This window comes from Aggregatibacter segnis (genome assembly GCF_003130075.1).
In the GTDB taxonomy this organism is placed as follows: Bacteria; Pseudomonadota; Gammaproteobacteria; order Enterobacterales; family Pasteurellaceae; genus Aggregatibacter; species Aggregatibacter segnis_A.
The window spans coordinates 345,718-359,238 of record NZ_NRCW01000001.1; the positions used below are offsets into that span (position 1 = coordinate 345,718).

Below are 13,521 nucleotides of genomic sequence, written 5' to 3' on the forward strand. Positions count from 1 at the left end.
CACTTTAAGAGATTAAAGTGCGGTCTTTTTTCTAGGTGTTTTTACTTACTTGTTGTCTTCTTCGTTACCATTTTTCAAAGTAGAGAAGTAGTTTGCTAAAATCGGGCCGGAAACGTTGTGCCAGAAACTGAACACAGCGCTTGGTACGGCAGCGATTGGGTTCAAATGCGCAGTGGCAAGTGCTGCGCCTAAACCGGAGTTTTGCATACCCACTTCAATGGCGATGGCTTTGCTGTCGTAGTTATTTAATTTGAGTAATTTGGCTGCGATAAAGCCGATGAGGTAGCCCAAACAGTTGTGCAAGACAACCACACCGAAAATCAATAAACCGGAGTCGATGATTTTGTCTTTGCTACCGGCAACCACTGCCGCAAGAATCAAGACAATCGCGATGACGGAAACCAATGGCATGGTTTGGCTGATTTGCGACATTTGTTTTTTGAATAGCGCGCGAATTACTAAGCCCAAGAAAATTGGGAAAAGCACCATTTCCAACACGGAAATAAACATCGCACTGGCGTTAATTTCGATCCATTGGCTGGCCAACACATAGAAAATCACCGGCGTTAATAACGGGGCTAACAAGGTGGAAATGGTGGTGCAAGCCACGGAAAGTGCGGTGTTACCACGGGCCAAATAGGTCATCACGTTAGAGGACGTACCACCCGGGCAAGAGCCGACAAGAATCACACCGGCCGCTAAATCATCCGGTAAATTTAGGGCTTTTGCGAGGACAAAAGCGATGGATGGCATGATCACAAATTGCCCGATTACACCGACAATGACGGCTTTCGGATGTTTGGCGACTTCACTGAAATCATTGAACGTCAGCGTAATTCCCATGCCGAACATGACGATGCCGAGCAAGTAAGGAATATATTGGCGGAGCCATAAAAAGGTTTCCGGCGAGAGAAACGCGAGGAGAGCGAAAAGTAATACCCAAAGGGCAAAAGTTTTACTGACAAATTGGGTAAATTTAAGCAATGCGTGCATAAAAAATCCTTAAAAATTAAAAGTACGAGTAGTGAAAAAAGGTAGTCAACATAGCAGAAAATAGGAGAAATGAAAAAATATTTTCGGGGCGAAAAAGGCGAAAACGTGAATTTTTTTATTTTCACAATTAATTCACGTTTTTAACTCATGAAATTCAGTCAAAAATGACCGCACTTTAATGGAACAAGCGCGCCCACATCTCTCGCACAAACGCCCGTTCTGCACAAAATTCCGACGCATCCACCACAGAGGGTAAACCGAGTAAATTCAAATGGTGAATACGGTTGCGTAGATCTACATAACATTGTTTCAAACGTTCGCTATCGGCATCAGAAATCACGCCATATTCTGCCATGATTTCGAAAATCCGAACGTTATCTGACCAACGGGTGAGTGCGGGCTGCTGCGGCGAATGCGCCAACACCAAATATTGGGCGATAAATTCAATGTCCGTAATGCCGCCTTGGTCGGTTTTGATGTTGAATTGGGCGTCATCATGTTTTGCCAAATGTTCATACATTTTTTCCCGCATTTCGCAGACATCCTGTTTCAGTTGAACTAAATCACGTGGTGCAGAAAGTACCTTGTGGCGAATGGTTTCAAATTCGTCTCGGAGTTTCTGTTCGCCGAACACTGCACGGCTACGCACCAAGGCTTGTTTTTCCCAGGTCCAGGCTTCGTTTAGTTGATAGTTTTCAAAGGCGGCGAAAGAGCAACCAAGCAACCCTGCATCACCGGATGGGCGTAGGCGCATATCCACGTCATATAAAATCCCGGCGCTGGTATTCATGCTGAAAATACTGACGATTTTTTGCGCCAAACGTAAATAGAATTGGTTGCTGTCGATGACTTTTTTGCCACCAACGGTTTGGCTATTGCTAGCGGGATCGTATAAGAAGACGAGATCTAAGTCAGATTTATAGCCTAATTCAATGCCGCCCAATTTTCCGTAGCCCACCACGAGGAAGTTTTTCTCTCCTTCTGCCAAATGTTCGGGCACCCCAAAACGCACGGCGATTTGTTGCCACGCCAAATTGACCACCGCGCCGATAATGGCCTCAGCCAAATAGGTGAGATGATCGCTCACTTTCATTACCGGCAACACGCCGAGAATATCGGCGGCGGCAATGCGGAGCAGGGCAGCGTGCTTAAACTGGCGCAAGCCGTCGATAAATTGTTCTTCGTCATCTTGCGGCAGACGTAATAAATATTGCTGTAATTCGGAAGCGTACTCGGTAAAGTGCGGTGGATTTCGCAGGGATTTTTGATCGAGCAATTCATCGAGCAAAATCGGGTGGCGCGCCACTTGTTCTGCAATAAATTTTGATTGGGAACACAGTTCGATAAGCTGCGTCAAGGCTTGCGGATTCTCTGCTAATAGCTCGAGGTAAGTGGTACGCGTGAGAATTTTTTCAATAATCGTCAAAATCCGTGGCAGTAAAACCGGGCTGTTGGGGGTGTGTAAAACTTGTTGCAACAGGTTTGGCATTAAGCGATTGAGCACTGCCCGCCCACGCACACCAATGGCATAACGAGGCAGTTCGTTGCGAAATTGCAACAGACGATCCAACACCGCATCTTGTTCCGCCTCCGGCACACCGTTTTGTTGCAAAATGCCGAGCAATTCTTGTTCGTCAAAATCCGCTTCGAGGAAATCTTCCCACGCATTTTCCGATGTATTTTCTTCTTGTTCATCGCCAATTAATGACTGAAAAACCGACCGCACTTTGCGCTGATGTTCTTGTAATACGGCGAGAAAACTCGCCCAATCGTGAATCGGGTAGGTGACGGAAATACTTTCTTGTTGCGCACCCCATTGGGTAAATTCTGTGCAGGCGAAGATTAAACGTTGACGATCCAATTCGTTATCGGGCAGTTGTTGGGTTTGTTGATCTTTGATGGCTTGCAACACATTTTCCGTACGGCGTAGAAATAAATAGGCGTGGCGCAAATCGGATTCCTGTTCGCAGGAAATTAAATTCAGCCTGCTCAGTTCCGGCAATAAATTCAGCAATTCGTGCTGCTGTAAGGCAATTTCCCGCCCACCGCGAATTAACTGGAAAACCTGCACGATAAACTCAATTTCACGAATGCCACCCGCGCCCAATTTGATGTTATCGGTGAGGTTGCGGCGGCGTACTTCCCGTTCGATTTTTTGTTTCATCTCACGCAACGCCTGAATCACGCTGAAATCAATGTAGCGACGATATACAAACGGGCGCAATAAATTCTGTAAAACGGCAACATTGGGATCCGTTGCTTGCGCACCTAAAATTCGCCCTTTGATCATGGCGTAACGTTCCCAATCGCGTCCTTGATCCTGATAATACTGCTCCATGGCGTTAAAACTGAGTGCCAACGCACCACTGTCGCCAAAGGGACGTAAACGCATATCCGTGCGGTACACAAAGCCATCGGCGGTGTATTGATCTAACGCGTTAATCAAGCGTTGCCCCAAACGGGTGAAAAACTTCGCATTATCCACGCTACGGCGCGCACCTACGGTTTCCCCTTGGCTTGGATAAGTAAAAATCAAATCAATGTCGGAAGAAAAATTCAGCTCAAAGCCGCCTAGTTTGCCCATGCCGAGAATGTATAATTGCTGCGCGTTGCCTTGCGCATCCATCGGCGTACCCATTTCTTCACACGCCCGTGCATAAAGCCAATCGCGCGCACCAATAATCAGGCTTTCAGCCAGTTGCGACAAGCGAATAAAAACCTGTTCCACCGTGGCAAAATTCAGGCTCTGGCAAACACTCAGCTTCACCATTTCACGGGCGCGAAACAGACGTAATTCCCGATAAAGCTGTTCTTCCGTTTGCACATGCTGTAACACCTCATCCAACCGCTCGACGTACTGGTCACAGTCCTCAAAGTGCGGTAGTTTTTCCCAACATTTTGCTAAAAACGCAGGCTGTTTCTGCCACGCCTCTGCCACAAAATCCGACATCGCCACTGCCACAGCCATTTGTCCGATATTTGTTGCGGGATTTTCTCTTTGTTGTTCGATTTGTTCAAACAAAGTGGAATCGAATTTTTCCGGAAAAGAGTGAATTAAAACCTCGGCAAGCGAACGGAGTTTATCGGTAAATTGAGCAACAAAAGACATGGTGAATCCTTATGAAAAATGATGCGTAAACTTTAGCATGAAATGGCGAAAATTTCAGGGGAGAAAAAGTGTGATTGCTATCTCAGAATGAAAAATCGGCGTTAGATGATATGTAATATTTTTGATATTCTTTTCGCAAACTCACAAATTATTTTGATGAGGAAGCTTCCCATTATTTTAACCTAAAAGGAACTGCGATGAGCAAAAATCCGATTGCACATGTACGTCAATCTGATGGATTACAGCAATTACTTATTGATCACCTACTGGAAACCTCTACTATCTCAGGGCAACTCGCCGCAAAACTGGATTTAGGTTTTGTTGGTGAATTACTTGGCCTCATGCACGATTTCGGTAAATATTCCCGAAAATTCCAAAAATATCTCCACGATGAAACGGGTTTGTTCAATCCTGATTTGGATGATGAAGAAAGTACACCGAACGGCAGTAAAGTTGACCACTCCACCGCCGGTGCGCAATGGGTTTACCGCGAATTGAGAAAATTTGGTGCAGAGCAGGGCATCGGGGAATTGTTCGGGCAAATGCTGGGTTTGTGCATTGCATCACACCACGGCGAAGGCTTGATTGACTGTTTGGATGGAGAAGGTAATCCGAAATGGATTGAGCGGTTTAATAAAACTGATGAACTGACACATTTGGTGGAATGCGAACGAAATGCCGATGAAGTCGTTCAGCAAAAAGCATATGAATTGGCAGGAGAAAACCTGATTCGCAGCCTGCTAAATGCAGTGAAACCGATTCTCTCTGATCAAGCCACCAATAACAAGATCAAAGAGTTTTATCTCGGCTGTCTGACCCGTTTCCTGTTTAGTTGCCTGATTGATGCTGACCGTATCAACAGCTCGGATTTTGAGCGAGAAGATCAAAAGGATGTCCGCCGTTTGACTGAAAAACCTGATTGGCAATCGGCGATTAATCAGTTGGAAACCAAATTAGCAGGTTTTGAAAACCGTTATCCTATCGATAAAATCCGCCGCAAAATTTCAGACGACTGCCTAAAAAGAGCGGCCGATTCTCAAGGTATTTATACGCTGACCGTGCCGACCGGTGGCGGTAAAACATTGGCTAGCTTGCGCTACGCTCTCCATCATGCGCAAAAGCATAATCTTGATCGCATTATCTACATCATTCCCTATACTTCCATCATTGATCAAAATGCCCAAGCCGTGCGTGAGATTCTTGGTGAAGATTGGGTACTGGAACATCATTCTAATCTAGAACCTGAAAAACAAAGTTGGCAGGACAAATTGTTGTCCGAAAACTGGGATAAGCCTATTGTCTTCACCACGATGGTGCAGTTTCTAGATGCGTGGTTCGGCGGCGGTACGCGCGGCGCACGCCATATCCACCCGATGACAAATAGCGTCTTGATTTTTGACGAAATCCAAACCCTGCCCGTGAAATGCATACATTTGTTTTGCAATGTGCTGAACTGGTTGACGGCATTTGGCAAAAGCACGGCGGTTTTGTGTACAGCGACGCAACCTTTACTCGGCGAATCGGGTTTGCAGAATTTCCCCGAAGATAAAAGGGAAAGTATTGTCGTGCGCGGTTTACTAAGGTTGCCTGAAAATGCCGAAATCATGGGCAAGCATCAGGATTTGGATAAATTGTTTGCCGATTTATCGCGCGTGGAAATCCGGTTCAACGAAAAAGCAGGCGGCTGGAATGTGGAAGAAGCGGGCGCATTTTTGCTGGAACAGTTTCAGACGACACCAAGCTGCCTATTTATCGTCAATACCAAAAAATGGGCGCAGGAGCTTTATCAATATTGCCAAAGGCAGAATGTGCCGCCCGAGGCCTTGTTTCATTTAAGCACCCACCAATGTGCGGCGCACCGCAAAGCGATTTTTGACACCATCAAAGCTCGTCTGGAAAACAAACAACCCGTTATCTGCATCAGCACTCAGTTGATTGAAGCCGGCGTGGATATTTCTATGGCTTGCGTGATTCGCGCCTTGGGTGGGCTGGATAGCATTGCCCAAGCAGCGGGGCGTTGTAACCGGCATGGGGAGAAAGAAGGCAAAGGGCAGGTTTGGGTGTTGAATTTGCAGGAGCAGGATTTTACGCAGATATTACCCGATATTCAGGCAGGCAAAACCCATGTTGAACGCGTGTTTCGCGATTTTACCGGACAGGATATTTTGCAGCCTGCCGCGATGGAGCGTTATTTTGAATACTATTTTTACCAGCGCAGCGATGAAATGTCGTATTCCGTCAAAAACAGCACAACAGGTTCGCTGCTGGATTGGTTGAGCGATAACGCACGGAATCCTTATGGCGAAAAAAACAATAAAAGAAGCAAACCGTTGCCGTTGTTGATGCAATCCTTCAAAAGTGCAGGGCGTGTTTTCCAGACCATAGACGCACCGACACACGCCGTGATTGTGCCGTATGGCGAAGGTGTGGAACTCATTGCCAAACTCTGCGGCGAATGGGATCCAAAAGAAATGTATGACGCAAAGAAAAAAGCCCAGCGTTACAGCGTGAACGTTTTTCCCAAAGTATGGGATAAATTGCAAAAAGAAAACGCCCTGCATGAAACCATTGAAGGTTCAGGTATTTATTATCTCAAAGAACGCTATTACAACGATGAATTCGGCTTGTCTTTGGACGAAACAAGCGAAATGACTTTTTACGACTTATAGGAGCAATATGGACAGCAAAATCAGTTTCCGCGTATGGGGACGGCAAGCCCTGTTTACCGACCCGGTTACCAAAATCGGCGGCGAAAAATTCAGCTACCAAGTGCCGACATACGAAGCTATTAAAGGCATCGTCAAAAGCATTTACTGGAAGCCAACTTTGATATGGCATATCGACCGCATCCGCGTAATGAAGCCCATCCGCACCCAAAGCAAATCCACCAAGCCGCTGGATTGGAACGGTGGCAACACTTTGGCGATTTACACCTTTTTGCAGGACGTGGAATACCAAGTAGAAGCCCATTTTGAATGGAACGAGTATTGGGAAGAATTGGCAGGCGATCGCAATTTCGGCAAACATATCGCCATTGCCAGAAGAATGTTGGAACGCGGAGGGCGGCAGGATATTTTTCTCGGCACGCGCGATTGCCAAGGCTATGTTGAGCCGTGCACTTTCGGTGAAGGCGAAGGGTTTTACGATGAAATCGATAATTTGGATTTTGGCCTGATGTTCCATAGTTTCGGCTATCCCGAAGAAACCGGAAAGCCGGAATTGGTCAGCCGTTTTTGGATGGCGAATATGCAAAACGGTGTGATTGAGTTTCCAAGCATCGATGATACAGAAGGTCGTCTGAAAACCCGATTTATCCGCAAAATGCAGCCTGAAAAACCGTTCAAGCGCGGCGAAAACGTCAAGTCTGTGGAAGATGAAGCCAAGGAGCTGGAATTATGAGCTGGATGCAGAAACTTTATCGGACATATGAATATGTCCAAGAACAAGGTTTGAATGATGAAGACTTGGCATTGCCGTTTCATATGTCCAAAGCGGTTCATTTAAAAGTTATTTTGAATGATAAAGCAGAGCTCGTTGGGGCAGAGAGATTTGAGGTAAAGAAACAAGTTCCAATACAGGTAACTGAAAAATCATCAAAACGTGCAGGATCAACTATCGCTTCTTATGCGTTACATGATGGCTTGCAATATATTGCTAAAACAGCGGGAAATTACTTAACAATTGAATATCTTTCTAAAGTGGCTGAGAAGGACAACGGAAAGAAATGGAAAGAATTTCTTGCAGGGACTGATGAAGATAAACAGAAATTTGCCGATACGGAAAAAGCAAAATATAAAGATTGTTTTGAGTTTTATGAAAAGCAATTATCTGGCTGGACTGAGTTTGGAAATTTAAAAGAAATAAATATTGTTTTGCAATATATTCAAAAAGGTTCATTGATTGAAGATTTGTTAGTGAAACAGATTCTTTCTTTTAAGGATAATATTTTGTCGGCAGGAAAAGATGATCCTTTTAGCTTGACCATTGTATGGGCTGTTGAAATATCTAACGATCCACATTCGGATTTATGGAGTAAAAACAGTATAAAAAAACAATGGATAAAATATCAAGAGAGCCAGTCTGGAGAAGAAAGTGAACAACCAGAATTATGCTACATCACTGGTAAAAGAGATTATGCGGCAAAGGCTTATCCCAAAATCGAGGGTAATGCGAAATTGGTTTCTGCTAATGATACCAGTGGCTTTACTTTTCTTGGTCGGTTCTTATCAGACAAGCAAGCAGTAGCTTTGGGGAGAGATGTTTCTCAAAAAGCTTTTAATATGCTGAAGTGGCTTATAAAACGCCAAGGCATCCGAAACGGAGATCAAGTTACCGTCGCCTGGGCAATCAGCGGCAAACCCGTCCCATCGCCGATGAAAGACATTTCCAGCGAAATTGATTGGGATAATTTGGATCTAAGTACGGCTGAAAATCCCGATGAATTTTCATCGCAAGCATCGTCTGAACAGCCATCCCTTGATTGGTCTGTAAATATCGGGCGTGCTGCTGCACAAATTATCAAAAAGAAACTGCACGGCTATCAGGCAGAATTGAAAGCCCACGAACAAATCTCCCTGATTATGCTCGATTCTGCCACGCCGGGGCGCATGGCATTGACTTATTACCAAGAATTTCTGCCCACCGACTATTTCGCCAATTTAGACGCATGGATTGACGATTTTTCTTGGTATCAGCGTTACAGCATTGAGCAACCGAATGCTAAAAAATCAGATAAAAAGAAAACACTTTGGGCTTTCGTCCCGCCGTCGCCTTACAGCATTGCCGAAGCCGTGTACGGCAAATCCCTGTCCGATACACTCAAAAAACAGCTTTATGCCCGACTTCTGCCTGTTATCGCAGGCGGAACATCCGTGCCGATTCCTGAAGATTTGGTGCGCCAAAGTTTTCAGGCAGCCTGCAACCCTAATGGCTGCGAAAACTGGGAATGGCAAAGAAACATCGGCGTCGCCTGCGCCCTATACAAAGGCTGGCGCGCCCGTAAATATCCATCACAACGGAGATATTCTATGAGCTTAGATACTGAAAACCGCTCGCGCGATTATATATTTGGCAGATTACTGGCAGTTGCCGAACATTTAGAACGCACCGCATTGAGAATAGCCAATGAAACCCGTGCAACTAATGCGGAAAACTATATGCAGCGTTTTGTTATGTGTCCGTTTCATACATGGGAGCAGCTTGAAACCAATCTGAAACCGTATAAAGACAGATTGCGTAAAGACTACCCGATTAGGATTGCGGAAAAATTCGTTTTAACCAGCCCGATAGGCTTTTTGAATAATCGAGAAAACGAAATTAATCAGCTTATATGCGTGCTGGATGATTTGAAACAGAAAGGATGCGATTTAGACAAACCTTTGGAACCAGAATTCCTGTTGGGATACCACAGCCAAAAAATGGCGTATCACAACAAATCCAACCAACCCGAGCAAGAAGTAACCAAAACCCATGAATAACCCATTTAAAGGAAAAATAAGATGAGCTTAACCAAAAAAATCGACTTTGCCTTAATCCTGAAAGTAACCAATGCCAACCCTAACGGCGACCCCTTAAACGGCAATCGCCCACGTGCCGATTTCCAAGGCTTCGGTGAAATGACCGACGTATGCCTGAAACGTAAAATCCGCGACCGCCTGCAAGATAGTGGCGAGAGTATTTTTGTGCAATCGGACGAAAAGAAAACCGACGGCATGACCAGCCTGGCCAACCGCGCAAAAGACAAAAATGTCGGCTTGGGTGCGGATGCCTTTAACGCTAAAAAAGCCAACAAAGACGATACCGCCAAGAAAGCCTGTGAAAAATGGCTAGATGTGCGTAGTTTCGGACAGGTCTTCGCATTCAGCGGCGACGGCAGCAGCGGCATTTCCATCGCCGTGCGTGGACCCGTTACTATTCAATCCGCATTCAGTGTTGAGCCGATCAGCATCACCAGCACCCAAATCACCAAAAGCGTCAGCGGCGAAGGCGATGGCACGAAAAAGAGCTCCGACACCATGGGCATGAAACACCGCGTCGATCAGGGCGTGTACGTTGCCTTTGGTGCAATGTCGCCGCAGCTTGCCGAGCGCACCGGCTTTTCAGACGACGATGCCGAAAAAATCAAAGCCGTACTCACCAAACTCTTTGAAGGCGACGCATCATCCGCTCGCCCCGAAGGCAGCATGCAGGTGCTGAAACTTATCTGGTGGGAACACAACAGCAAAGCAGGGCAATATTCTTCCGCCAAAGTACACGGCAGCCTGAAAGTAAATGCAGATGGCAGCTATGAACTGGAAAACCTTAACGGTTTAGTTCCGCAGGAAATCGACGGCTTCTAAAAACATTCAAAAAGATGACCGCACTTTCAACTGAAACCCAAGGGGAAAATCAGGACACGCGCCTGATTCCCCTTTCCGCCCTGCAACACTACGCCTTCTGCCCGCGTCAATGTGGGTTGATTCACAACGAGCAGGCGTGGGCGGAGAATTATTTGACTGCGCAAGGCAAGGCGTTGCATGAGCGGGTGGATTCGGGGGAGCCGGAAACGCGCAAGGGCTTGCGCTTTGAGCGAACGGTGCATGTGTCGGCGGAGAAACTGGGCATCAGCGGCGTGTTGGATTTGGTGGAAGTGGAAACGAAAACAGGCCGTCTGAAACCCGTGGAATACAAACGCGGCAAGCCAAAACCCGACCCGATGGACGAAATCCAGCTTTGCGCCCAAGGTTTGTGCTTGGAAGAAATGACGGGGCAAACCGTCTCTGAGGGCGCGCTGTGGTATATGCAAACCCGCCACCGTGTTCCCGTCGTGTTTTCAGACGACCTGCTCGCCCAGACACTCGCCACCATCACCGCCGTGCGCGACCTTCTAAACAGCGGACAAACCCCGCAGCCCAACTACGGCAAACGCTGCAAAGCTTGCTCGCTGGTGGAGGTTTGCCAGCCGGAGTTGCTGGGGAAACGGGATAGAAGTGTGGGGTATGTGATGGGATTATTTTTAAATGTCTAACATTGTATGGTTTGTGGAAATAATATGAATAATTTAAGTGAATATGCTTGATGTTTTACTGTTGAAGACTGGTTAATAATTCATTCAAAAGATGTTAATTCAAATGATGAGATTAATGAAGAAAATAAAAGAGCAATTAGTAATTGCCATATTTATATGATAAATACTAGACCTCAAATTTATTTTGTTGAGAATTCTATTTCATATAATGAAGAAAAAATGATCTTACAAGGAAAAATTAGAGTCTCTTATCCAAATGGAAAAAGCAAGGAGTCAGCATTTTTACGAGATTTCATGTTTGTGGAAGACGCTGTGAGAATTAAATGTTTATATCCATATAAAGAAATAACTATTTATGATTGTAATGATAAGATTATTAGATATATCCCAGTTTATTCTTTATTACAAGAAATAGATGACTCGGAGTTGATAAATAGTTTATCAAATTTAAAGATAGAATACATTGGTCAGTCTTATGGTAATGGAAATAGAAATGCCTTGGAACGTTTGAAAAACCATTCTACTTTTCAAAAAATTCTGACCAAATTACAGTATGAGCGTCCAGACTTAGAAGTTTTTATTTCTATGATGAGTTTTCAGGCTCCTATATTATTAACTAATATAGATGGGCGTAAGAATATCAAGTTTAATAAAGAGAAAGAAAATAAAAGATTAAGAGATATTATAAAGAAACCTCTAAAGCCTAAAGAATCAATCAATCTTATTGAAGCAGGCTTGATTAGATATTTTAAACCGGACTTCAATGAAAAATTAAAGGATAGTTTTCCATCAGTTAAGCAGAAAATGCTATCCAATTTATCTAACTTAGAAATATCTGGACTAATAATTAAAATTCCTGATTCTGAATTAGGTTTCAGATTATATACAAATTTTGTTCCCCCACATTTTATGCATTCTGCTAAATATGATCTAAGTACAGATAATGAAAGATGTGGTTTTTTTAATGGTTCTCTAAATCTATGCAACCCAAAAGAATTAATTAGAATGAAAGACAATAAGTAAAATATTATGTAATAGGAATATCAGTGAAAAAACTACAAAATACGCTCTACATCACCACCCAAGGCAGCTATCTGCATAAGGAGCGGGAGACACTGGTGGTGGAGCAGGAGCGTAAGAAGGTGGCGCAGTTGCCGGTGCATTCCATCGGGCATATTTTCTGTTTTGGGAATGTGCTGGTGTCGCCGTTTTTGCTGGGGTTTTGCGGTGAAAATAATGTGAATTTGGCATTTTTTACTGAAAACGGGCGTTTCCTAGGGCGGCTTCAGGGACGGCAGAGTGGCAATGTGCTGTTGCGTCGGGCGCAGTATCGGGTGTCGGAGCAAAATCCCGTGCCGATTGCGCGCAATATCATCGCGGCGAAGATTCAGGCGAGTAAGCGGGTGCTTCAGCGGCAGATTCGCAATTATGGCGAGAATGGGGCGATTCAAAGTGCGGTCGATTCTTTGAATATTTCTCTGCGGCAGTTGAAGGGGGCGTCGGAGCTGGACGTGGTGCGCGGTATTGAGGGCGATGCGGCGGCGCGTTATTTCGGCGTGTTCGGGCAGCTTTTGAGCGAAAAAAGCGGCTTTACTTTTGATGGGCGTAACCGCCGTCCGCCCAGAGACGGGGTGAATGCGCTGTTATCGTTTGTGTACAGCATTTTGGGCAAGGACATCAGCGGCGCGCTGCAAGGCGTGGGACTGGACCCTCAGGTGGGCTTTCTGCACGCCGACCGTCCGGGACGCGACAGTTTGGCGCAGGATATTTTGGAAGAATTCCGCGCGTGGTGGGCGGACAGGTTGGTGCTTTCCTTGATTAACCGAGGGCAAATCAAACCGCAGGATTTTGTTGCCGAGGCAAGCGGCGCGGTAAGCTTAAAAGCCGATGCGCGTAAGTTGTTGCTCCAAGCCTTGCAGGCGAAAAAGCAGGAGAAAATTGTTCATCCGTTTTTAGGCGAGGAAGTGGAAATCGGGCTGCTGCCGTATATTCAGGCAATGCTGTTGGCGCGCCATTTGCGCGGAGATTTGGCGGAATATCCGCCGTTTTTGATGAGATAAGCTATGTTAATGCTGATTACTTATGATATTTCTTTTGACGATCCAAACGGGCAAGCACGATTGCGCCGCATAGCAAAACATTGCTTAGATTACGGCGTGCGGGCGCAATATTCGGTATTTGAATGCGATGTCACGCCTGACCAATTGGTTATGTTGAAAAACAAACTGTTGGAAACCTACGACCCTACATGTGACAGCCTACGCTTTTATCATTTAGGCAGTAAATGGCGTAATAAAGTGGAACATCATGGGGCAAAACCGGCAGTGGATGTATTTAAAGACGTGCTTGTCATTTAGCTCGCTAACCTGTTGTTCTCATTAAAACCCTGATGGGATAGCGATCTTTATTTTCT

Annotated in this window: 10 protein-coding genes; 8 read left to right on the forward strand and 2 right to left on the reverse strand. The window is 45.3% G+C overall.

The genetic code is table 11. The annotated features are described in order from the left end of the window. Positions 1-45 precede the first annotated feature (45 nt). Together DK415_RS01705 and glnE are read right to left on the reverse strand one after the other, a co-directional pair. On the reverse strand, positions 46-993 hold the full coding sequence (locus DK415_RS01705; RefSeq protein WP_109432166.1) for a bile acid:sodium symporter family protein: 948 nt from the start codon (positions 991-993) through the stop codon (positions 46-48). Between the two features lie 175 nt (positions 994-1,168). Further along, positions 1,169-4,102: a bifunctional [glutamate--ammonia ligase]-adenylyl-L-tyrosine phosphorylase/[glutamate--ammonia-ligase] adenylyltransferase gene (gene glnE / locus DK415_RS01710; RefSeq protein WP_109432167.1), complete on the reverse strand. Its 2,934-nt coding sequence runs from the start codon at positions 4,100-4,102 to the stop codon at positions 1,169-1,171. A gap of 197 nt (positions 4,103-4,299) precedes the next feature. Between glnE and cas3 the strand changes: the two genes are divergently transcribed. From cas3 to cas2, 8 genes are all read left to right on the forward strand, one after another. After that, entirely contained in the window at positions 4,300-6,771 is a 2,472-nt protein-coding gene (gene cas3, locus DK415_RS01715) for a CRISPR-associated helicase Cas3' (protein ID WP_109432168.1), read from the forward strand. 7 nt (positions 6,772-6,778) lie between these two features. Next, positions 6,779-7,501 (forward strand): type I-C CRISPR-associated protein Cas5c, encoded by a 723-nt coding sequence (gene cas5c, locus DK415_RS01720; RefSeq protein WP_109432169.1) that lies wholly within the window; start codon positions 6,779-6,781, stop codon positions 7,499-7,501. After that, positions 7,498-9,579, forward strand: a complete 2,082-nt coding sequence (cas8c, locus tag DK415_RS01725) for a type I-C CRISPR-associated protein Cas8c/Csd1 (protein WP_109432170.1) — start codon at positions 7,498-7,500, stop codon at positions 9,577-9,579. Before cas5c ends, cas8c begins: the two co-directional genes overlap by 4 nt. Positions 9,580-9,600: 21 nt before the next feature. Next, complete coding sequence (gene cas7c / locus DK415_RS01730; RefSeq protein WP_109432171.1) at positions 9,601-10,440, forward strand: type I-C CRISPR-associated protein Cas7/Csd2; 840 nt, start codon at positions 9,601-9,603, stop codon at positions 10,438-10,440. Positions 10,441-10,454: 14 nt separating this feature from the next. Then, entirely contained in the window at positions 10,455-11,108 is a 654-nt protein-coding gene (cas4, locus tag DK415_RS01735) for a CRISPR-associated protein Cas4 (protein ID WP_109432172.1), read from the forward strand. A 219-nt stretch (positions 11,109-11,327) separates the two neighbouring features. Continuing rightward, complete coding sequence (locus tag DK415_RS01740) at positions 11,328-12,131, forward strand: hypothetical protein (protein ID WP_162540448.1); 804 nt, start codon at positions 11,328-11,330, stop codon at positions 12,129-12,131. A gap of 23 nt (positions 12,132-12,154) precedes the next feature. Then, positions 12,155-13,168: a type I-C CRISPR-associated endonuclease Cas1c gene (gene cas1c, locus DK415_RS01745; protein WP_109432174.1), complete on the forward strand. Its 1,014-nt coding sequence runs from the start codon at positions 12,155-12,157 to the stop codon at positions 13,166-13,168. Between the two features lie 3 nt (positions 13,169-13,171). After that, on the forward strand, positions 13,172-13,465 hold the full coding sequence (gene cas2 / locus DK415_RS01750; RefSeq protein WP_109432175.1) for a CRISPR-associated endonuclease Cas2: 294 nt from the start codon (positions 13,172-13,174) through the stop codon (positions 13,463-13,465). Positions 13,466-13,521 lie beyond the last annotated feature (56 nt).

Coding starts and splice junctions, on each gene's coding strand:
- DK415_RS01705 (WP_109432166.1), bottom strand. CDS start 993: ATGCACGCATTGCTTAAATTTACCCAATTTGTCAGTAAAACTTTTGCC.
- cas5c (WP_109432169.1), top strand. CDS start 6,779: ATGGACAGCAAAATCAGTTTCCGCGTATGGGGACGGCAAGCCCTGTTT.
- cas8c (WP_109432170.1), top strand. CDS start 7,498: ATGAGCTGGATGCAGAAACTTTATCGGACATATGAATATGTCCAAGAA.
- DK415_RS01740 (WP_162540448.1), top strand. CDS start 11,328: ATGATCTTACAAGGAAAAATTAGAGTCTCTTATCCAAATGGAAAAAGC.
- cas7c (WP_109432171.1), top strand. CDS start 9,601: ATGAGCTTAACCAAAAAAATCGACTTTGCCTTAATCCTGAAAGTAACC.
- glnE (WP_109432167.1), bottom strand. CDS start 4,102: ATGTCTTTTGTTGCTCAATTTACCGATAAACTCCGTTCGCTTGCCGAG.
- cas4 (WP_109432172.1), top strand. CDS start 10,455: ATGACCGCACTTTCAACTGAAACCCAAGGGGAAAATCAGGACACGCGC.
- cas2 (WP_109432175.1), top strand. CDS start 13,172: ATGTTAATGCTGATTACTTATGATATTTCTTTTGACGATCCAAACGGG.
- cas3 (WP_109432168.1), top strand. CDS start 4,300: ATGAGCAAAAATCCGATTGCACATGTACGTCAATCTGATGGATTACAG.